The organism is Pseudomonas sp. P179, from assembly GCF_000478485.2.
Taxonomy (GTDB): domain Bacteria; phylum Pseudomonadota; class Gammaproteobacteria; order Pseudomonadales; family Pseudomonadaceae; genus Pseudomonas; species Pseudomonas aeruginosa.
Window position 1 is genome coordinate 2473266 of sequence record NZ_KI517354.1, and the last position, 21487, is coordinate 2494752.

At 60.2% G+C, this 21487-nt stretch carries 22 protein-coding genes, 1 tRNA gene and 1 pseudogene; all 24 read right to left on the reverse strand.

From position 1 onward, the window contains the following. Positions 1-192: a 50S ribosomal protein L29 gene (rpmC, locus tag HMPREF1224_RS23945; protein WP_003093720.1), complete on the reverse strand. Its 192-nt coding sequence runs from the start codon at positions 190-192 to the stop codon at positions 1-3. After that, the gene (gene rplP / locus HMPREF1224_RS23950; RefSeq protein WP_003093723.1) at positions 192-605 is read right to left on the reverse strand and encodes a 50S ribosomal protein L16; all 414 of its coding nucleotides are present in this window, start codon (positions 603-605) and stop codon (positions 192-194) included. Before rplP ends, rpmC begins: the two co-directional genes overlap by 1 nt. 11 nt (positions 606-616) lie before the next feature. Then, entirely contained in the window at positions 617-1303 is a 687-nt protein-coding gene (gene rpsC / locus HMPREF1224_RS23955) for a 30S ribosomal protein S3 (RefSeq protein WP_003093727.1), read from the reverse strand. Positions 1304-1315: 12 nt separating this feature from the next. Continuing rightward, on the reverse strand, positions 1316-1648 hold the full coding sequence (gene rplV / locus HMPREF1224_RS23960) for a 50S ribosomal protein L22 (protein ID WP_003103908.1): 333 nt from the start codon (positions 1646-1648) through the stop codon (positions 1316-1318). Positions 1649-1660: 12 nt separating this feature from the next. Then, the gene (gene rpsS / locus HMPREF1224_RS23965) at positions 1661-1936 is read right to left on the reverse strand and encodes a 30S ribosomal protein S19 (RefSeq protein ID WP_003093734.1); all 276 of its coding nucleotides are present in this window, start codon (positions 1934-1936) and stop codon (positions 1661-1663) included. A gap of 16 nt (positions 1937-1952) precedes the next feature. Beyond that, a complete protein-coding gene (rplB, locus tag HMPREF1224_RS23970; protein ID WP_003103878.1) occupies positions 1953-2774 on the reverse strand; it encodes a 50S ribosomal protein L2 in 822 nt (273 codons plus the stop codon). 11 nt (positions 2775-2785) lie between these two features. After that, on the reverse strand, positions 2786-3085 hold the full coding sequence (rplW, locus tag HMPREF1224_RS23975) for a 50S ribosomal protein L23 (RefSeq protein ID WP_003093736.1): 300 nt from the start codon (positions 3083-3085) through the stop codon (positions 2786-2788). Next, positions 3082-3684, reverse strand: a complete 603-nt coding sequence (gene rplD / locus HMPREF1224_RS23980) for a 50S ribosomal protein L4 (RefSeq protein WP_003093737.1) — start codon at positions 3682-3684, stop codon at positions 3082-3084. The genes rplW and rplD overlap by 4 nt, the downstream gene beginning before the upstream one ends. 13 nt (positions 3685-3697) lie before the next feature. Next, on the reverse strand, positions 3698-4333 hold the full coding sequence (gene rplC / locus HMPREF1224_RS23985) for a 50S ribosomal protein L3 (protein ID WP_003103877.1): 636 nt from the start codon (positions 4331-4333) through the stop codon (positions 3698-3700). Positions 4334-4415: 82 nt separating this feature from the next. After that, entirely contained in the window at positions 4416-4727 is a 312-nt protein-coding gene (gene rpsJ / locus HMPREF1224_RS23990) for a 30S ribosomal protein S10 (RefSeq protein WP_003103876.1), read from the reverse strand. Between the two features lie 156 nt (positions 4728-4883). Continuing rightward, positions 4884-6077 carry an elongation factor Tu gene (gene tuf / locus HMPREF1224_RS23995; RefSeq protein WP_003115146.1) on the reverse strand — a complete coding sequence of 398 codons (1194 nt, stop codon included), beginning with the start codon at positions 6075-6077 and terminating at the stop codon, positions 4884-4886. A 30-nt stretch (positions 6078-6107) separates the two neighbouring features. Continuing rightward, a complete protein-coding gene (gene fusA / locus HMPREF1224_RS24000) occupies positions 6108-8228 on the reverse strand; it encodes an elongation factor G (protein ID WP_003093741.1) in 2121 nt (706 codons plus the stop codon). A gap of 30 nt (positions 8229-8258) precedes the next feature. Next, a complete protein-coding gene (gene rpsG / locus HMPREF1224_RS24005; protein ID WP_003093742.1) occupies positions 8259-8729 on the reverse strand; it encodes a 30S ribosomal protein S7 in 471 nt (156 codons plus the stop codon). 99 nt (positions 8730-8828) lie between these two features. After that, entirely contained in the window at positions 8829-9200 is a 372-nt protein-coding gene (gene rpsL, locus HMPREF1224_RS24010) for a 30S ribosomal protein S12 (protein ID WP_003093744.1), read from the reverse strand. 151 nt (positions 9201-9351) lie between these two features. After that, the gene (gene rpoC, locus HMPREF1224_RS24015; RefSeq protein WP_003093745.1) at positions 9352-13551 is read right to left on the reverse strand and encodes a DNA-directed RNA polymerase subunit beta'; all 4200 of its coding nucleotides are present in this window, start codon (positions 13549-13551) and stop codon (positions 9352-9354) included. Between the two features lie 65 nt (positions 13552-13616). Continuing rightward, the gene (gene rpoB / locus HMPREF1224_RS24020; RefSeq protein ID WP_003093746.1) at positions 13617-17690 is read right to left on the reverse strand and encodes a DNA-directed RNA polymerase subunit beta; all 4074 of its coding nucleotides are present in this window, start codon (positions 17688-17690) and stop codon (positions 13617-13619) included. A 221-nt stretch (positions 17691-17911) separates the two neighbouring features. After that, positions 17912-18280 (reverse strand): 50S ribosomal protein L7/L12, encoded by a 369-nt coding sequence (rplL, locus tag HMPREF1224_RS24025; RefSeq protein WP_003093747.1) that lies wholly within the window; start codon positions 18278-18280, stop codon positions 17912-17914. A 78-nt stretch (positions 18281-18358) separates the two neighbouring features. Further along, a complete protein-coding gene (gene rplJ / locus HMPREF1224_RS24030) occupies positions 18359-18859 on the reverse strand; it encodes a 50S ribosomal protein L10 (protein ID WP_003093748.1) in 501 nt (166 codons plus the stop codon). 198 nt (positions 18860-19057) lie between these two features. After that, the gene (gene rplA, locus HMPREF1224_RS24035; protein WP_003093749.1) at positions 19058-19753 is read right to left on the reverse strand and encodes a 50S ribosomal protein L1; all 696 of its coding nucleotides are present in this window, start codon (positions 19751-19753) and stop codon (positions 19058-19060) included. Further along, positions 19753-20184: a 50S ribosomal protein L11 gene (rplK, locus tag HMPREF1224_RS24040; RefSeq protein WP_003093751.1), complete on the reverse strand. Its 432-nt coding sequence runs from the start codon at positions 20182-20184 to the stop codon at positions 19753-19755. The genes rplA and rplK overlap by 1 nt, the downstream gene beginning before the upstream one ends. 116 nt (positions 20185-20300) lie before the next feature. Continuing rightward, a complete protein-coding gene (nusG, locus tag HMPREF1224_RS24045; protein WP_003108028.1) occupies positions 20301-20834 on the reverse strand; it encodes a transcription termination/antitermination protein NusG in 534 nt (177 codons plus the stop codon). 9 nt (positions 20835-20843) lie between these two features. Continuing rightward, a complete protein-coding gene (secE, locus tag HMPREF1224_RS0112165; RefSeq protein WP_003108030.1) occupies positions 20844-21212 on the reverse strand; it encodes a preprotein translocase subunit SecE in 369 nt (122 codons plus the stop codon). A 45-nt stretch (positions 21213-21257) separates the two neighbouring features. Continuing rightward, positions 21258-21333: transfer RNA gene (locus HMPREF1224_RS24050), tRNA-Trp, on the reverse strand. A 55-nt stretch (positions 21334-21388) separates the two neighbouring features. Then, positions 21389-21487, reverse strand: a pseudogene (locus HMPREF1224_RS44315) (elongation factor Tu); the annotation flags it as partial.

Consider the following 21487-nt stretch of genomic DNA (forward strand, 5'->3'; position numbering starts at 1 on the left):
TCACTTACCTGCTTGCTGATTGAGCACAGTTTTAACGCGAGCGATGTCGCGCTTAACCTGCGAGAGCAGGTGAGACTGCCCCAACTGGCCAGTTGCTTTCTGCATGCGCAGATTGAACTGGTCGCGCAGCAGGCCGAGCAGTTGCTCGTTCAGCTGCTCAACGGATTTTTCACGAAGTTCATTCGCTTTCATCACATCACCGTCCGCTTAACAAAGGAGGTGGCGAGGGGCAGCTTTGCAGCAGCCAGGGCGAAAGCCTCACGCGCCAGCTCTTCGGAAACACCCTCGATCTCGTACAGGACCTTGCCCGGCTGGATCTGGGCTACCCAGTACTCGACCCCACCCTTACCTTTACCCATACGAACTTCGAGGGGCTTCTTGGTGACAGGCTTGTCAGGGAATACGCGGATCCAGATCTTGCCGCCACGCTTCACGTGACGGGTCAGCGCACGACGCGCGGACTCGATCTGACGAGCAGTAAGGCGGCCACGGCTAGTGGCCTTCAGTGCGTACTCACCGAAGCTGACCTTACTACCACGATGAGCCAGACCACGGTTGTGGCCGGTCATTTGTTTGCGGAACTTCGTACGCTTGGGTTGCAGCATTTGCGTACTCCTTACCTAGCAGCTTTTTTACGAGGAGCGGGTGCTACCGGCTTCAGCTCTTCCTGGCGGCCACCGATGACCTCGCCCTTGAAGATCCAAACCTTGACACCGATCACACCGTAAGTGGTGTGCGCTTCGTAGGTGGCATAGTCGATATCGGCGCGCAGGGTGTGCAGGGGCACACGACCTTCGCGATACCATTCGGTACGGGCGATTTCAGCCCCACCCAGACGACCGCTGACCTGAATCTTGATGCCCTTGGCACCAATGCGCATGGCGTTCTGTACGGCGCGCTTCATGGCGCGACGGAACATTACGCGACGCTCCAGCTGCTGGGCTACGCTCTGCGCAACCAGCATGGCATCGAGTTCCGGCTTGCGGATTTCCTCGATGTTGATGTGCACGGGCACACCCATTTGCTTGGTCAGGTCCTGGCGCAGTTTCTCAACATCTTCACCTTTCTTGCCGATCACGATGCCGGGACGAGCGGTGTGGATGGTGATGCGTGCGGTTTGAGCCGGACGATGAATATCGATACGGCTTACGGACGCGCTTTTTAGTTTGTCTTGGAGGTACTCACGCACCTTCAGGTCGGCAAACAGGTAATCCGCATAGTTCTTGCGGTCTGCGTACCAAACGGAGGTGTGCTCCTTGACGATACCCAGGCGAATGCCATTGGGATGTACTTTCTGACCCATCTGTCGACTCCGTTACTTGTCCGCAACCTTGACCGTGATATGGCAAGACCGCTTCACGATGCGATCAGCACGGCCTTTGGCACGCGGCATGATGCGCTTGAGCGAACGACCTTCGTTGACGAAGACGGTGGAGACCTTCAGGTCATCCACATCGGCGCCTTCGTTGTGCTCAGCGTTGGCAACGGCCGACTCCAGCACTTTCTTCATGATCTCGGCGGCTTTCTTACTGCTGAAAGCCAGGAGGTTGAGCGCTTCGCCCACCTTCTTCCCGCGGATCTGGTCGGCGACCAAGCGGGCTTTCTGGGCGGAGATACGAGCGCCCGACAGCTTAGCGGCTACTTCCATCTTCCTTACCCCTTAACGCTTGGCTTTCTTGTCCGCAGCATGCCCGCGGTAGGTGCGGGTAGCGGCGAACTCGCCCAGTTTGTGGCCGACCATGTCCTCGTTGACGAGAACCGGTACGTGTTGACGGCCGTTGTGCACGGCGATGGTCAGACCAACCATATGCGGCAGAATCATCGAACGACGCGACCAGGTCTTGATCGGCTTGCGGTCGTTCTTTTCCACCGCGACTTCGACCTTCTTCAACAGGTGAAGATCGATAAACGGACCTTTTTTCAGTGAACGTGGCACTGTGGTATCCCTCTATTTACTTGCGGCGGCGGACGATCATGTTATCGGTACGCTTGTTCGAGCGAGTCTTCTTACCCTTGGTCTGAAGACCCCACGGCGATACCGGATGACGACCAGCAGAGGTACGGCCTTCACCACCACCATGCGGGTGGTCGACCGGGTTCATCGCCACGCCGCGAACGGTCGGGCGAACACCACGCCAGCGCGTAGCACCGGCTTTACCCAGCGAACGCAGGCTGTGCTCGGAGTTCGAGACTTCGCCCAGGGTCGCACGGCACTCAGCCAGGACTTTACGCATTTCACCGGAGCGCAGACGCAGGGTTACGTACGCACCTTCACGCGCGACCAGCTGGGCGGAAGCGCCAGCGGAGCGAGCGATCTGAGCGCCTTTACCCGGCTTCAGCTCGATACCATGAACAGTGCTACCCACCGGGATGTTGCGCAGAGGCATGCTGTTGCCTGCCTTGATCGGCGCACCGATACCGGAGATCAGCTGGTCACCTGCAGCAACGCCCTTGGGGGCGATGATGTAGCGACGCTCGCCGTCTGCATACTTCAGCAGAGCGATGTGTGCAGTGCGGTTCGGATCGTATTCGACGCGCTCAACGATGGCAGGGATGCCATCCTTGTTGCGACGGAAGTCGACCAGACGGTAGTGCTGCTTGTGACCACCACCGATATGACGGGTGGTGATACGACCGTTGTTGTTACGGCCGCCAGACTTGGATTTCTTTTCCAGCAGCGGTGCGTAGGGAGCGCCTTTGTGCAGCTCCTGATTCACCACCTTGACGACAAAGCGACGACCAGCGGAAGTCGGTTTGCACTTAACGATTGCCATGATGCACCCCTTTACTCAGCGCTGGTGGCGAAATCGAGATCTTGGCCCGGCTGGAGAGCGATGTACGCTTTTTTCCAGTCGTTACGCTTGCCCAGACCGCGAGCGGTGCGCTTGGTCTTACCCTTGACGTTCAGGGTAGTGACGCGCTGTACCTTCACGCTGAACAGGCTTTCTACGGCCTTCTTGATTTCCAGCTTGGTTGCATCGGTGGCAACCTTGAAAACGAATTGGCTCTTGCCGTCCGCGAGACCCGTGGCTTTCTCGGAGATGTGCGGACCAAGCAGCACTTTGAATACGCGTTCCTGGTTCATCCCAGCAGCTCCTCGAACTTCTTCACGGCGGACACGGTGACCAGCACCTTGTCGTAGGCGATCAGGCTGACGGGGTCGGAACCTTGGACATCACGTACATCGACGTGCGCCAGGTTGCGCGCAGCGAGGTACAGGTTCTCGTCGACACCATCGGTCACGATCAGCACGTCTTTCAGACCCAGGGTGTCCAGCTTGGCAACCAGGCCCTTGGTTTTCGGTGCATCGACAGCGAAGTCGGCAACGACGACCAGACGGTCCAGACGAACGAGCTCGGCAAGGATGGAGCGCAGTGCTGCGCGGTACATCTTCTTGTTCAGCTTCTGTTCGTGACTACGCGGTTTAGCGGCGAAAGTGGTGCCGCCCCCACGCCAGATGGGGCTACGGATGGTGCCAGCGCGAGCACGACCGGTGCCCTTCTGACGCCACGGCTTCTTGCCACCACCAGAGACTTCGGAGCGAGTCTTCTGCGCCTTGCTGCCCTGACGGCCGCCAGCCATGTAGGCCACGACTGCCTGGTGCACCAGGGTCTCGTTGAATTCGCCACCAAAGGTACGCTCGGAGACTTCGATAGCCTGAGCGCCGTTCACATTCAATTGCATCTCAGCTTCCCCCTTAACCGCGAGCCTTGGCTGCCGGACGCACGATCACATCACCGCCGGTAGCGCCGGGAACGGCACCCTTGACCAGCAGCAGATTGCGTTCAGCATCGACGCGCACGATCTCCAGGGATTGAACGGTTACCCGCTCCGCACCCAGATGACCGGACATTTTCTTGCCCTTGAACACTCGACCAGGAGTCTGGCACTGGCCGATGGAACCCGGGACGCGGTGGGAAACGGAGTTACCGTGGGTGTTATCCTGACCACGGAAGTTCCAGCGCTTGATGGTGCCCGCGAAGCCCTTACCCTTGGACTCGCCGGTAACGTCTACCATCTGGCCTGCCTGGAACAGATCGACAGTGATCTGGTCACCAGCGGCATACTGCTCTTCGCCCAGACGGAATTCCCACACGCCGCGACCGGCGGCGACATTCGCCTTGGCAAAGTGACCAGCTTGCGCTTTGGTAACGCGAGAAGCACGACGCTCGCCGGCGGTGACTTGCACTGCACGGTAGCCATCGGTTTCTTCAGTCTTGAACTGGGTGACGCGATTCGGCTCGACCTCGATGACCGTAACCGGAATAGAGACACCTTCCTCGGTGAAAATGCGGGTCATGCCGCATTTACGACCGACAACACCAATTGTCATGTTGTAAACCTCTTGAGTGTACGGGGCTTTCACCCGCTATGGCCGCCCATTTCAGAGCGTTACACGACCAATGCCGAAGGCATTAGCCGAGGCTGATCTGTACTTCAACGCCTGCAGCAAGATCGAGCTTCATCAGCGCATCGACGGTTTTATCCGTCGGCTGGACGATGTCCAGTACACGCTTATGTGTACGAATTTCGTACTGATCACGCGCATCTTTGTTGACGTGCGGAGAGATCAGCACGGTGAAACGTTCCTTGCGGGTCGGCAGAGGGATTGGACCACGCACCTGAGCACCAGTACGTTTCGCGGTTTCCACGATTTCCTGGGTTGATTGATCGATCAGGCGATGGTCAAAAGCCTTCAACCGAATCCGGATTTGTTGGTTTTGCATTTGACCTCAGACTCCAATTTACCATTCCCAACGGACGGACTACGCCCGTTAAAAGGAGGCGCAATTGTACGGATGCCCCCACAGGGTGTCAATATTTAACCAACGAACGAAAAAAGGGGCCCCGGAGGGCCCCTTTTCTGATGGCAGGATCAGCGATTACTCGATGATCTTGGCAACCACGCCGGCGCCAACGGTACGGCCGCCTTCGCGGATCGCGAAGCGCAGGCCATCTTCCATGGCGATCGGAGCGATCAGGGTGACAACCATCTTGATGTTGTCGCCCGGCATTACCATCTCTACGCCTTCCGGCAGTTCGCAGTTACCGGTCACATCGGTGGTACGGAAGTAGAACTGCGGACGGTAGCCCTTGAAGAACGGGGTGTGACGACCACCTTCTTCCTTGGACAGCACGTACACTTCGCACTCGAACTTGGTGTGCGGCTTGATGGTGCCCGGCTTGGCCAGTACCTGGCCACGCTCTACGTCTTCACGCTTGGTGCCACGCAGCAGGATACCAACGTTCTCACCAGCACGACCTTCGTCGAGCAGCTTGCGGAACATTTCAACGCCGGTGCAGGTAGTCTTGGTGGTCGCCTTGATGCCGACGATTTCCACTTCTTCCTGGACCTTGATGATGCCGCGCTCTACACGACCGGTTACCACGGTACCGCGGCCGGAGATCGAGAACACGTCTTCGATCGGCATCAGGAACGGCTGGTCGATGGCACGAACCGGCTCCGGAATGTAGGAGTCCAGGGTCTCTACCAGCTTCTGCACGGCGCTTACGCCGATGCCGTTGTCATCCTTGCCTTCCAGCGCCATCAGCGCGGAACCGATGATGATCGGAGTGTCGTCGCCCGGGAAGTCGTAGGTGTTCAGCAGATCGCGAACTTCCATCTCGACCAGTTCCAGCAGCTCGGCGTCGTCGACCATGTCGGCCTTGTTCAGGAACACGACGATGTAGGGAACGCCCACCTGGCGGGACAGCAGGATGTGCTCGCGGGTCTGCGGCATGGGGCCGTCGGCAGCCGAGCAAACCAGGATCGCGCCGTCCATCTGGGCAGCACCGGTGATCATGTTCTTCACGTAGTCGGCGTGACCGGGGCAGTCAACGTGGGCGTAGTGACGAACAGCGGAATCGTATTCAACGTGCGAGGTGTTGATGGTGATACCGCGGGCCTTTTCTTCCGGCGCGTTGTCGATCTGATCGAAAGCACGAGCGGAACCACCCCAGGTATCGGAGCAGACCTTGGTCAGTGCAGCGGTCAGAGTGGTCTTGCCATGGTCAACGTGACCGATGGTGCCGACGTTGACGTGCGGTTTGTTACGTTCGAATTTTTCCTTAGCCACGACAGTAAACCTCTTACTTAAAGGGCTGAATCAACCTTGTTTTTTAACCAGCGCTTCGACGATGTTCGACGGAGCTTCGGCGTATTTGGAGAATTCCATGGAGTAGCTCGCGCGACCCTGGGACATGGAACGCACGTCGGTCGCATAACCGAACATCTCACCCAGCGGAACCTCGGCACGAATAACCTTACCGGAAACCGTGTCCTCCATCCCCTGAATCAGACCACGACGACGGTTCAGGTCGCCCATCACGTCACCCATGTAGTCCTCAGGAGTCACTACCTCTACCTTCATGATCGGCTCGAGCACCTTGCCGCCGCCCTTCTGGGCCAACTGCTTGGTCGCCATGGAAGCAGCGATCTTGAACGCCATCTCGTTGGAGTCGACGTCATGGTAGGAACCATCGAAAACGGTAGCCTTCAGGCCGATGAGCGGATAGCCGGCAACGACGCCGTTCTTCATCTGCTCTTCGATACCCTTCTGGATCGCCGGGATGTATTCCTTCGGAACCACACCGCCCACGACTTCGTTCTCGAACACCAGGCCTTCGGTGATATTGCCCTTCTCGTCCACGTCCGCGGCCGAGAAACGGATCCAGCAATGACCGAACTGACCGCGACCACCGGACTGGCGAACGAACTTGCCTTCGATCTCCACGTTGTCCTTGGTGATGGTCTCACGGTAGGCAACCTGCGGCTTGCCGATGTTGGCCTCGACGCCGAACTCGCGCTTCATGCGGTCGACGATGATGTCCAGGTGCAGCTCGCCCATGCCGGAGATGATGGTCTGACCGGACTCTTCGTCGGTCTTGACACGGAACGACGGGTCTTCCTGGGCCAGCTTGCCGAGGGCGATACCCATCTTCTCCTGGTCAGCCTTGGTCTTCGGCTCTACAGCGACCGAGATTACCGGCTCGGGGAAGTCCATGCGCTCGAGGATGATCGGCTTCTCGATCGAGCACAGGGTGTCACCGGTGGTGACGTCCTTCATGCCGATCAGGGCAGCGATGTCGCCTGCGCGCACTTCCTTGATCTCTTCACGCTGGTTGGCGTGCATCTGCACCATCCGACCGACGCGCTCTTTCTTGCCTTTCACCGAGTTCAGGACGGAGTCGCCGGAACTCAGGACGCCGGAGTAAACGCGGGCGAAGGTCAGGGTACCGACGAACGGGTCGGTAGCGATCTTGAACGCCAGGGACGAGAACGGTTCGTTGTCGTCGGCATGACGCTCGTCTTCGACGGTCTCGTCGTCCGGGCTGACGCCCTTGATCGCAGGGATCTCGGTCGGAGCCGGGAGGTAGTCGATGACGGCATCGAGAACCAGCGGAACGCCCTTGTTCTTGAACGAGGAACCGCAGACGGCCGGAACGATCTCGCAGGCCAGGGTGCGCAGACGCAGGCCTTCCTTGATCTCGGCTTCGGAGAGCTCGCCCTCTTCGAGGTACTTGTTCATCAGCTCTTCGTTGGCTTCGGCCGCAGCCTCGACCATGCTGGAACGCCACTCTTCGGCCAGGTCCTTGAGCTCCGCAGGAATTTCTTCCTCGCGGTAGGTCATGCCCTTGTCGTCATCGTTCCAGTAGATGGCCTTCATCTTGATCAGGTCGACCTGACCGACGAAGTTCTCTTCAGCGCCGATGGCGAGCTGGACCGGAACCGGGGTATGACCCAGGCGCTTCTTGATCTGCTCGACGACGCGTAGGAAGTTCGCGCCCTGGCGGTCCATCTTGTTGACGTAGACGATGCGCGGTACGCCGTACTTGTTGGCCTGACGCCATACGGTTTCCGACTGCGGCTCTACGCCGGAGGTGCCACAGAACACCACGACAGCGCCGTCCAGTACACGCAGGGAACGCTCCACCTCGATGGTGAAGTCTACGTGGCCGGGAGTGTCGATGACGTTTACGCGATAGTTGTCGTACTGACCGCGCGAACCCTTCCAGAAGGTGGTAACGGCAGCGGAGGTAATGGTGATACCGCGCTCCTGCTCCTGCACCATCCAGTCGGTGGTCGCAGCGCCGTCATGCACTTCGCCCAGCTTGTGGTTGACGCCGGTATAGAACAGAACCCGCTCCGTGGTGGTGGTCTTGCCCGCGTCAACGTGGGCACAGATACCGATATTACGGTAGCGGTTGATGGGTGTAGTACGGGCCACAATAAGGTCCTCGGGGGTTGGGCAGCGCGATTAGAACCGGTAGTGCGAGAAGGCCTTGTTGGCCTCTGCCATACGGTGCACGTCTTCACGCTTCTTGACTGCTGCGCCCTTGCCTTCAGCGGCATCCAGCAGCTCGCCAGCCAGGCGCAGAGCCATGGACTTCTCGCCACGCTTGCGGGCGAAGTCCACCAGCCAACGCATGGCCAGGGCATTACGACGGGACGGACGGACTTCGACCGGAACCTGGTAAGTCGCACCACCTACGCGGCGGGACTTCACTTCGACCAGCGGAGCGATGGCATCGAGAGCTTTTTCGAAGGTTTCCAGGGGATCGGCCTTGCCGCGTTCCTTCACCTTGTCCAGCGCACCGTAAACGATACGCTCGGCAACGGCTTTCTTGCCGCTTTCCATCACGTGGTTCATGAACTTGGCCAGGATCTGGCTTCCGTATTTCGGATCAGCCAGCACTTCACGCTTGGCCGCTACACGACGTCTTGGCATTGATAAGCCCTCAAACGGTCTTCAGGTTAGCCCGGGACCATAACAGTCAAGTTACGCCCGACCTTACTCTTATCGACTCAGATAAATATAAAAACGCTATTACTTCGGACGCTTGGCGCCGTACTTCGAACGACCCTGCTTACGGTCTTTGACACCCGAGGTGTCCAGCGAACCGCGCACGGTGTGGTAACGCACACCCGGAAGGTCCTTTACACGACCGCCACGGATCAGCACTACGCTGTGCTCTTGCAGGTTGTGACCTTCACCACCGATGTACGAGGAAACCTCGAAACCGTTGGTCAGACGTACACGGCATACCTTACGCAGTGCCGAGTTCGGCTTTTTCGGCGTGGTGGTGTATACGCGGGTGCATACGCCACGACGTTGCGGGCAGTTCTGCAGCGCAGGCACGTCGCTCTTGTCGACCATGCGCTTGCGCGGCTTACGCACCAGCTGGTTGATAGTTGCCATCTATAGCTCCACTGATTGTCTTACGACACACAAACGAAATGACAGAGCATGCGCCCTGCCAATTTTCGGGGTACAAAATAGTAAAGAGGTTCTTGTACACCGTCAAGACAAAGCCCCGGCTATCGGGATAGCCGGGGCTTGTCGTTGATGCTTAGTTACCGCTCGAGTTCAGCGCTTCGGTCAGTGCGGCTTCCGCCTCGCTGGCACTCACACGCTGCGGCTTGCCGAGGTCGCGCTGACGCTTGCGCTCGCTGTGGTAAGCCAGACCGGTACCGGCCGGGATCAGGCGACCCACGACCACGTTCTCTTTCAGACCACGCAGGAAGTCGCGCTTGCCGGTGACCGCCGCCTCGGTGAGGACGCGGGTGGTCTCCTGGAACGACGCCGCGGAAATGAACGACTCGGTCGACAGGGAAGCCTTGGTGATACCCAGCAGAACGCGCTCGTACTTGGCCGGGAACTTGTCCTCGGTACCGAGCTGTTCGTTCTCTTCCAGCACCTGGGTGAGTTCCACCTGGTCGCCTTTGATGAAGCTGGAGTCGCCGGACTCGCTGACTTCGACCTTGCGCAGCATCTGACGCAGGATGGTCTCGATGTGCTTGTCGTTGATCTTCACGCCCTGCAGACGGTAGACGTCCTGGATCTCGTTGACGATGTACTTCGCCAGCGAGCTCACGCCCAGCAGGCGCAGGATGTCGTGCGGGTTGCTCGGACCGTCGGAGATGACTTCGCCGCGGTTCACCTGTTCGCCTTCGAACACGTTCAGGTGACGCCACTTCGGAATCAGCTCCTCGTACGGATCGCTGCCATCGTTCGGCGTGATGACCAGGCGGCGCTTGCCCTTGGTCTCCTTGCCGAAGGAGATGGTGCCGCTGATTTCCGCCAGGATCGAAGGCTCTTTCGGACGACGAGCCTCGAACAGGTCGGCAACGCGCGGCAGACCACCGGTGATGTCACGGGTCTTCGAGGTTTCCTGCGGGATACGCGCGACAACGTCACCGATGCTCACCTTGGCGCCGTCGGTCAGGTTGACCAGGGCGTTGGCCGGCAGGAAGTACTGCGCCGGTACGTCGGTACCCGGCAGCAGCAGGTCCTTGCCCGCGGCATCGATCAGCTTCACGGCCGGACGGATGTCCTTGCCGGCAGCCGGACGGTCCTTCGGATCCATCACTTCGATGTTGGTCAGGCCGGTCAGTTCGTCGGTCTGACGCTTGACGGTGATGCCCTCTTCCATGCCCACGAAGGCCACGGTACCGTCCACCTCGGTGACGATCGGGTGGGTGTGCGGGTCCCACTTGGCGACGATAGCGCCCGGGTCGACCTTGTCACCTTCCTTGACCGAGATCACCGCACCGTACGGCAGCTTGTAGCGCTCGCGCTCGCGACCGAAGTCGTCGGCAACCGCCAGTTCGCCGGAACGGGAAACCGCGACCAGCGCGCCGTCGGCACGAACCACATGCTTCAGGTTGTGCAGGCGGATGGTGCCGCCGTTCTTCACCTGGACGTTGTCGGCCGCGGAGGTCCGGCTGGCCGCACCGCCGATGTGGAAGGTACGCATGGTCAGCTGGGTGCCCGGCTCACCGATGGACTGGGCAGCGATGACACCGACCGCCTCGCCGATGTTGACGCGATGGCCACGGGCCAGGTCGCGGCCGTAGCACATGGCGCAGATGCCATGACGGGTTTCGCAGGTGATCGGGGAACGCACCACCACTTCGTCGACGCTCATCACTTCGAGGAAGTCGACCCACTTCTCGTCGATCAGGGTGCCGGCCGGCACGATGACCTCGTCGCTGCCCGGCTTGAACACGTCGCGCGCGATCACACGGCCGAGCACGCGCTCGCCGAGCGGTTCGACCACGTCGCCGCCTTCGATGTGCGGCGACATCAGCAGGCCGTGCTCGGTACCGCAATCGATCTCGGTCACTACCAGATCCTGGGCCACGTCGACCAGACGACGGGTCAGGTAACCGGAGTTCGCGGTCTTCAGCGCGGTATCCGCCAGACCCTTACGAGCACCGTGGGTGGAGATGAAGTACTGGAGTACGTTCAGGCCTTCCCGGAAGTTCGCGGTGATCGGGGTCTCGATGATCGAGCCGTCCGGCTTGGCCATCAGGCCGCGCATACCTGCCAGCTGACGGATCTGGGCCGCGGAGCCCCGCGCACCCGAGTCAGCCATCATGTACATGGAGTTGAAGGACTCCTGGTCGACTTCCTTGCCCTCGCGATCGACGACCTTCTCTTTCGAGAGGTTGGCCATCATCGCCTTGGACACTTCGTCGTTGGCCTTCGACCACAGGTCGATCACCTTGTTGTACTTCTCGCCCTGGGTTACCAGGCCGGAGGCGTACTGGCTCTCGATCTCCTTCACTTCGTCGGTGGCGGCGTTGATGATCCGCGCCTTCTCGTCCGGGATGACGAAGTCGTTGACGCCGATGGACACGCCGGAAATGGTCGAGTAGGCGAAACCGGTGTACATCAGCTGGTCGGCGAAGATGACGGTGTCCTTCAGACCCACCACGCGATAGCAGTGGTTGATCAGCTTGGAGATCGCCTTCTTCTTCATCGACTGGTTGACCACGTCGAACGGCAGGCCGGCCGGAACGACCTGGAACAGCAGCGCGCGGCCGACGGTGGTGTCGACGATACGGGTATTGGCGGTCAGTTGGCCGTCTTCACCCTTGATCTTTTCGTTGATGCGCACTTTCACGCGAGCGTGCAGGGACGCCTGGCCGCTGCGGTAGGCGCGGTCGACTTCCTGCAGGTCGGCGAAGGCCATGCCCTCGCCCTTCGCGTTGATCGCTTCACGGGTCATGTAGTACAGACCCATTACCACGTCCTGCGACGGAACGATGATCGGCTCGCCGTTGGCGGGCGACAGGATGTTGTTGGTGGACATCATCAGCGCGCGCGCTTCCAGCTGGGCCTCGAGGGTCAGCGGAACGTGGACGGCCATCTGGTCACCGTCGAAGTCGGCGTTGTACGCGGCGCAGACCAGCGGGTGCAGCTGGATCGCCTTGCCTTCGATGAGGACCGGCTCGAACGCCTGGATGCCCAGACGGTGCAGGGTCGGCGCACGGTTCAGGAGAACCGGATGCTCGCGGATGACTTCGGCGAGAACGTCCCAGACCTCGGGCAGCTCGCGCTCGACCATTTTCTTGGCGGCCTTGATGGTGGTGGCCATACCACGACCTTCCAGCTTGCCGAAGATGAACGGCTTGAACAGCTCCAGGGCCATCTTCTTCGGCAGACCACACTGGTGCAGGCGCAGGGTCGGGCCCACGGTGATCACGGAACGACCGGAGTAGTCCACGCGCTTGCCGAGCAGGTTCTGACGGAAGCGACCTTGCTTGCCCTTGATCATGTCGGCCAGCGACTTTAGCGGACGCTTGTTCGAGCCGGTGATGGCGCGACCGCGACGGCCGTTGTCGAGCAGGGCGTCGACGGCTTCCTGCAGCATGCGCTTTTCGTTGCGCACGATGATGTCCGGAGCGGCCAGGTCGAGCAGGCGCTTCAGACGGTTGTTACGGTTGATCACCCGACGATACAGGTCGTTCAGGTCGGAAGTCGCGAAGCGACCGCCATCCAGCGGAACCAGCGGACGCAGGTCCGGCGGCAGCACCGGCAGGACGGTCAGGACCATCCACTCAGGCTTGTTGCCGGAGCCCTGGAAGGCTTCCATCAGCTTCAGGCGCTTGGACAGCTTCTTGATCTTGGTTTCCGAGTTGGTCTGCGGAATCTCTTCGCGCAGGCGGCCGATCTCGTGCTCCAGATCGATGGCGTTGAGCAGTTCGTGAACGGCTTCGGCGCCCATGCGAGCATCGAAATCGTCACCGAACTCTTCGAGGGCCTCGAAGTATTGCTCGTCGTTCAGCAGCTGGCCCTTTTCCAGGGTGGTCATGCCCGGATCGATCACCACGTAGCTCTCGAAATAGAGCACGCGCTCGATATCGCGCAGGGTCATGTCCAGCAGCAGGCCGATACGGGACGGCAGCGACTTCAGGAACCAGATGTGGGCAACCGGCGAAGCCAGCTCGATGTGGCCCATGCGCTCGCGGCGCACCTTGGCCAGGGCGACTTCCACGCCGCACTTCTCGCAGATCACACCGCGGTGCTTGAGGCGCTTGTACTTGCCGCACAGGCACTCGTAGTCCTTCACCGGGCCGAAGATCTTGGCGCAGAACAGGCCGTCGCGCTCCGGCTTGAAGGTACGGTAGTTGATGGTTTCCGGCTTTTTAACTTCGCCGAAAGACCAGGAACGAATCATCTCGGGCGAAGCCAGGCCAATACGGATGGCATCGAACTCTTCGATTTGACCCTGGTTTTTCAACAGATTAAGCAAGTCTTTCAAGGCCTTTCCTCCTCACGGACCCGGTGCGACCGGCCTTGACCAGCCGCACCGTCTAGCGTCACGTGTTATTCGGTTTCCAGTTCGATGTCGATGCCGAGCGAACGGATCTCTTTGATCAGAACGTTGAAGGACTCGGGCATGCCGGCCTCCATGCGGTGATCGCCGTCCACGATGTTCTTGTACATCTTGGTCCGGCCGTTCACGTCGTCCGACTTGACCGTCAGCATTTCCTGCAGGGTGTACGCCGCGCCATAGGCTTCCAGCGCCCACACCTCCATCTCACCGAAGCGCTGACCACCGAACTGTGCCTTACCACCCAGCGGCTGCTGGGTAACCAGGCTGTACGAGCCGGTGGAACGGGCGTGCATCTTGTCGTCCACCAGGTGGTTCAGCTTGAGCATGTACATGTAGCCGACGGTGGTCGGACGCTCGAACTGGTTGCCGGTACGGCCGTCGAACAGACGCATCTGGCCGCTTTCCGGCAGGTCGGCCAGCTTCAGCATGGCCTTGATCTCGCGTTCCTTGGCGCCATCGAACACCGGGGTCGCCATCGGTACGCCACCGCGCAGGTTCTTGGCCAGCGCGAGGATCTCGTTGTCGCCCAGCTCGTCGAGGTTTTCCTCGCGACCGCCGATCTCGTTGTAGATCTCGTGCAGGAACTTACGCAGTTCGGCGACCTTGCGCTGCTCTTCGAGCATGCGGTTGATCTTCTCGCCCAGCCCCTTGGCCGCGAGGCCCAGGTGGGTTTCGAGGATCTGACCGACGTTCATACGCGACGGTACGCCCAGCGGGTTGAGGACGATGTCGACCGGGGTGCCGTTGGCATCGTGCGGCATGTCTTCCACCGGCATGATCACCGAGACCACACCCTTGTTACCGTGACGGCCGGCCATCTTGTCGCCCGGCTGGATGCGACGCTTGATCGCCAGGTAGACCTTGACGATCTTCAGCACGCCCGGAGCCAGGTCGTCGCCCTGCTGCAGCTTGCGCTTCTTGTCCTCGAACTTGTCGTCCAGGAGCTGGCGACGATCGCTGATGTAGGCCTGGGCCTTCTCCAGCTGTTCGTTCAGGGCGTCGTCGGCCATGCGCAGCTTGAACCACTGGCCGCGCTCGAGACCGTCGAGGTAGTCGTCGGTGATCTCCGTGCCCTTTTTCAGCGCCGGGCCACCTTCAGCCTTGGCACCGACCAGGGCGGCACGCAGACGCTCAAAGGTCGCGCCTTCGACGATGCGGAACTCTTCGTTCAGGTCCTTGCGGATCTGGTCGAGTTGCATCTTCTCGATGGACAGCGCGCGGGAATCGCGCTCGACGCCGTCGCGGGTGAAGACCTGAACGTCGATGACGGTACCCTTGGTGCCGGTCGGCACACGCAGGGAGGTGTCCTTCACGTCGGACGCCTTCTCACCGAAGATCGCGCGCAGCAGCTTCTCTTCCGGAGTCAGCTGGGTCTCGCCTTTCGGAGTGACCTTGCCGACCAGGATGTCGCCGGCCTGCACTTCGGCGCCGACGTAGACGATACCGGCTTCGTCCAGCTTGTTCAGCGCGGCCTCGCCCACGTTCGGGATGTCCGCGGTGATTTCCTCTGGGCCGAGCTTGGTGTCACGAGCGACGCAGGTCAGTTCCTGGATGTGGATCGTGGTGAAACGATCTTCCTGGACCACGCGCTCGGACAGGCAGATGGAGTCTTCGAAGTTGAAGCCGTTCCAGGGCATGAACGCTACGCGCATGTTCTGGCCCAGGGCCAGTTCGCCCATGTCGGTGGACGGACCGTCGGCCAGGATGTCGCCGCGCGCAACCACGTCACCCTTGCTCACCAGCGGACGCTGGTTGATGCAGGTGTTCTGGTTGGAACGGGTGTACTTGGTCAGGTTGTAGATGTCGACACCCGCTTCGCCGGTCTCGACCTCGTCATCCGCCACGCGAACCACGACACGGCTGGCATCGACCGAGTCGATCACACCACCACGGCGAGCCACGACGCAGACGCCGGAGTCGCGCGCCACGTTGCGCTCCATGCCGGTACCCACCAGCGGCTTGTCGGCACGCAGGGTCGGCACGGCCTGACGCTGCATGTTCGAGCCCATGAGTGCGCGGTTGGCGTCATCGTGCTCGAGGAACGGAATCAGCGAGGCAGCTACGGAAACGACCTGCTTCGGCGACACGTCCATCAGGGTCACGTCTTCCGGCGCCTTCACGGTGAATTCGTTCAGGTGACGCACGGCCACCAGTTCGTCCACCAGTTGACCCTTCTCGTTGAGGGTCGCCGAAGCCTGGGCGATGACGTGGTCGGCTTCTTCGATCGCCGACAGGAACACGATCTCGTCGGTTACCAGGCTGTCCTTGACTACGCGGTACGGGCTCTCGAGGAAGCCGTACTTGTTGGTGCGGGCGTAGGTCGCCAGGGAGTTGATCAGACCGATGTTCGGACCTTCAGGGGTTTCGATCGGGCACACGCGGCCGTAGTGGGTCGGGTGTACGTCACGAACCTCGAAGCCCGCACGCTCACGGGTCAGACCGCCCGGGCCGAGCGCGGAGACGCGGCGCTTGTGGGTGATCTCGGAAAGCGGGTTGTTCTGGTCCATGAACTGCGACAGCTGGCTCGAACCGAAGAACTCCTTGATCGCGGCAGCCACCGGCTTGGCGTTGATCAGGTCCTGCGGCATCAGGCCTTCGCTTTCGGCCATGGACAGGCGTTCCTTGACCGCGCGCTCGACACGCACCAGGCCCACGCGGAACTGGTTCTCGGCCATTTCGCCGACGCAACGGACGCGACGGTTGCCCAGGTGGTCGATGTCATCGACGATGCCCTTGCCGTTACGGATGTCGACGAGGGTCTTGAGCACATCGATGATGTCTTCCTTGCTCAGGACGCCCGGACCTTCGATCTCGGTACGACCGATACGGCGGTTGAACTTCATCCGGCCTACGGCCGACAGGTCGTAACGCTCGGCGCTGAAGAACAGGTTGCCGAACAGGGTCTCGGCAGCTTCCTTGGTCGGCGGCTCGCCCGGACGCATCATCCGGTAGATCTCGACCAGGGCTTCCAGCTGGTTGCTGGTGTTGTCGATCTTCAGGGTGTCGGAGATGAACGGACCGCAGTCGATGTCGTTGGTGTACAGGGTCTCGATGCGCACGACCTGGGCCTTGGCCACCTTGGCCAGGAGGTCGAGGGTCAGCTCGGTGTTGCACTCGGCGATGATCTCGCCGGTAGCCGGATGCACGATCGCCTTGGCGATGGTACGGCCGATCAGGTAGTCGAACGGCACTTCCAGCTGGCTCACGCCAGCCTTTTCCAGCTGGTTGATGTGGCGGGCAGTGATACGACGCCCCTGCTCCACGATCACCTTGCCGCTGCCATCCTTGATGTCGATGCTCGCGACTTCACCGCGCAGGCGCTGCGGGACCAGCTCCAGGTTCAGGGTTTCGCCCTTGATGTGGAAGACGTTGGTCGCGTAGAAGGCGTTGAGGATCTCTTCGGTGCTGTAGCCGAGCGCGCGCAGCAGTACCGATGCCGGCAGCTTGCGGCGACGGTCGATACGGACGAACACACAGTCCTTCGGATCGAACTCGAAGTCCAGCCAGGAACCGCGGTAAGGAATGATCCGCGCGGAGTACAGCAGCTTGCCGGAGCTGTGGGTCTTGCCACGGTCGTGGTCGAAGAACACGCCCGGGGAACGGTGCAACTGGGAGACGATGACACGCTCGGTACCGTTGATGATGAAGGTACCGTTCTCGGTCATCAGGGGGATTTCCCCCATGTAGACTTCTTGTTCCTTGATGTCCTTGATCGCCTTGTTCGACGATTCGCGGTCGAAGATGATCAGGCGAACTTTCACGCGCAGCGGTACGGCGAAGGTCACGCCGCGCAGCACGCACTCCTTGACATCGAATGCCGGCTCACCCAGACGGTAGCCGACGTATTCCAGGGCAGCATTGCCGGAATAGCTGATAATCGGGAAAACGGACTTGAAGGCCGCGTGCAGACCGATATCGCGGAACTGCTCCTTGGTTGCGCCAGCCTGCAGGAATTCGCGATAGGAATCCAGCTGGATGGCCAGCAAATACGGCACATCCATGACGTCCGGCAACTTGCTAAAGTCCTTGCGGATACGTTTTTTCTCAGTGTATGAGTAAGCCATCAGCGTTCCCCAGCTTGGTCACCTGCTTGTTTGGCGTCTCCGACGGGAGCAGCCGGAAAATCTTGCAGACCCCTTGGCCTGCATTGCCCACTCGGGGCACTTTCACGTCTTGGGTGGAACGCCCGAGGCGAGTCCACCCAGAACGGAAAAAGGCCGGTGGCAAAAGCCACCAGCCATCAGCCTTTCGCTTGACGCTCGGGCTGTAGACGCAAGGTCGTCGCTTACTTGAGCTCGACTTTGGCGCCTGCTTCTTCCAGGGCTTTCTTGGCGGCTTCGGCTTCTTCTTTCGAAGCGCCTTCCTTCACCACGCCCGGAGCGCCGTCTACGACGGCCTTGGCTTCTTTCAGACCCAGACCGGTCAGTTCGCGAACGACCTTGATCACGTTCACTTTCTTGTCGCCAGCTTCGGCCAGGACGATGGTGAACTCGGTCTGCTCTTCGGCAGCGGCAGCAGCCGGGCCAGCAGCGGCAACGGTAGCGGCAGCAGCGGTAACGCCGAACTTCTCTTCCATCGCCTTGATCAGTTCGACCACTTGCATGACGGACATTTCGGATACGGCGTTGATGATGTCTTCGTTGGTCAGAGCCATGACTCTAATTCCTGTATTGGGGGACGGCCTGCGGCCATCGTATTAAACAAATAAGATTGAAAGCGCTTGCGAGCCGACTTAGGCGGCAGCAGCTTCTTTCTGGTCGCGAATGGCCGCCAGAGTACGAGCCAGCTTGCTGGTAGCGCCCTGAATCACGCTCATCAGCTGCGATACGGCTTCGTCGTAGGTCGGCAGGCTTGCCAGTACGTCGATCTGATTGGCTGCGAGGAACTGACCCTCGAAGGCAGCCGCCTTGATCTCGAACTTGTCCTGACCCTTGGCGAACTCACGGAAGATACGAGCGGCAGCGCCCGGATGTTCGTTGGAGAAAGCGATCAGGGTCGGGCCTTTGAACACGTCGTTGAGCACGTCGAACTGGGTGCCTTCAACGGCGCGCTTGAGCAGGGTGTTACGTACGACTTTCACGTACACACCAGCTTCGCGGGCCTCTTTACGGAGTCCGGTCATGGCGCCTACGGTCACGCCACGGGCATCGGCCACGACAGCGGACAGGGCAGCTTTGGCAGCCTCGTTGACTTCAGCGACGATGGCCTTCTTGTCTTCGAGTTTAATTGCCACGGGTTTACTCCTGGATGTTACCGTTTCGTCCAGCCGGGGCCGGACGTCGTTTTGGTGTCTGATTCGGTAACCGAATCGGGAGCACCATCTGCGTAGGCTTGTGGTTTAAGGCTTGCGCCACCTACGGTCTTGGATAGCCCCCGCCAGGCAGGGACCCCAATACCTGTGCAGCGGGCAGAACCCGCTGCACGATTTCACTTAGGCTTCCAGGGAAGCCAGGTCGATCTGCAGGCCCGGACCCATGGTGGTGCTCAGGGTCACGCGCTTGACGTACACGCCTTTCGACGAGGACGGCTTCAGGCGCTTCAGGTCAGCCAGCAGCGCTTCAACGTTCTGCTGCAGCTTGGCCGGCTCGAAATCGACCTTACCGACGGAGCTGTGGATGATGCCGTTCTTGTCGGTACGGAAACGTACCTGACCAGCCTTGGCATTCTTCACGGCGGTAGCGACGTCCGGAGTCACGGTGCCGACTTTCGGGTTCGGCATCAGACCACGCGGGCCGAGGATCTGGCCCAGCTGGCCGACGACACGCATGGCATCCGGGGAAGCGATGACGACGTCGTAGTTCAGGTCGCCGCCTTTCATTTCGGCAGCCAGTTCGTCCATGCCCACCTTGTCGGCGCCGGCAGCCAGAGCGGCTTCGGCAGCCGGACCCTGGGTGAAGACGGCAACGCGGACGCTCTTGCCGGTGCCGTTCGGCAGGACGGTGGCGCCACGAACGACCTGGTCGGATTTACGCGGATCGACGCCGAGGTTCACGGCAACGTCCACGGACTCCTTGAACTTGATGGTGGACAGCTCGGCCAGCAGCTTGGCGGCCTCTTCGAAGCTGTACTGCTTGCCGGCAACTACTTTCTCGGCAATCGCCTTCTGGCGCTTGGTCAGCTTAGCCATTACACACCCTCCACGTTCAGGCCCATGCTGCGCGCGGAGCCAGCGATGGTACGTACAGCAGCGTCCAGATCAGCAGCGGTCAGGTCAGCCTGCTTGGTCTTGGCGATCTCTTCCAGCTGGGCACGGGTAACGGTGCCGACTTTCTGGGAGTTCGGACGAGCGGAGCCGCTGGTGATGCCAGCTGCTTTTTTCAGCAGGACGGCAGCCGGGGTGCTCTTGGTTTCGAAGGTGAAGCTACGGTCGCTGTAAACGGTGATGATCACAGGAGTCGGCAGGCCCGGCTCTTGGCCTTGGGTCTTGGCGTTGAACGCCTTGCAGAATTCCATGATGTTCACGCCGTGCTGACCCAGGGCAGGGCCGACCGGCGGCGACGGGTTGGCCTGACCGGCCTTTACTTGCAGCTTGATATAAGCCTGGATTTTCTTAGCCATTTGCTACTCCAAATTCGGGTACAAGCGCCTGAAGGCTCCCCGGTTGCTTTCGCGTTTATCCCAGTGACGACAAAACCCCGCAGCCTTGGGCTGCGGGGTGAGGGATGCGTTTTCAGCTAGACCTTTTCGACCTGACTGAACTCCAGCTCCACCGGGGTAGAGCGGCCAAAGATGAGCACGGCCACTTGGATCCGGCTCTTCTCGTAGTTAACTTCTTCGACGACACCATTGAAGTCGGCGAAAGGACCATCGATGACACGAACGGTCTCGCCCGGCTCGAACAGGGTCTTCGGCTTGGGCTTGTCGCCGCTATCGGCCACGCGACGCAGGATTGCATCAGCCTCACGATCGGTGATCGGAGCCGGCTTGTCGGCAGTCCCGCCGATGAAGCCCATGACACGCGGGGTATCCTTCACCAGGTGCCAGGTACCTTCGTTCATTTCCATCTGAACCAGCACATAGCCAGGGAAGAATTTGCGCTCGCTCTTGCGCTTCTGGCCGTTCCGCATCTCCACCACTTCTTCGGTGGGAACCAGAATCTCGCCGAACTCTTCTTCCATGCCAGCAAGCTTGACACGCTCGATCAGCGAGCGCATGACATGCTTCTCGTAGCCCGAGTATGCATGCACAACGTACCAACGCTTAGCCACGGCGCACCCTTAACCTACAATCATGGAAACCAACCAACCCAGCAGGGAATCGAGCCCCCACAGCAGCAGCGCCATTACCAGCACTACCGCGACCACGATCAGCGTGGTCTGAGTTGTTTCTTGACGACTCGGCCATACGACCTTGCGAATCTCGACGCGCGCTTCCTTAGCAAGACTAAAGAAGGCCTGCCCCTTGGCCGTTTGCAGAGCCAGGAAAGCAGCGATCACCGCCAGAACGAGAATACCGAGAACGCGATACAGGATTGGTTGAGCCGAAAAGTACTGATTGCCCACAACGGCAACCACAACCAGAACGGCAACCAAGAGCCATTTCAAGAGATCAAAACGTGATTCTTTGGCTTCTGCCTTGGCATTCATCTGTTAGGAATCTCGTGAAGAAAAGCCAGATTTACTTGGGAAATCTGGCAGGCCAGGAGGGAATCGAACCCCCAACCTGCGGTTTTGGAGACCGCCGCTCTGCCAATTGAGCTACTGGCCTGAAGCAAAATCAGGCCGACCATTATGCCGGCCTGAGAGGGGAAGATCAACCGATATTATTCGATGATCTTGGCAACCACGCCGGCGCCAACGGTACGGCCGCCTTCGCGGATCGCGAAGCGCAGGCCATCTTCCATGGCGATCGGAGCGATCAG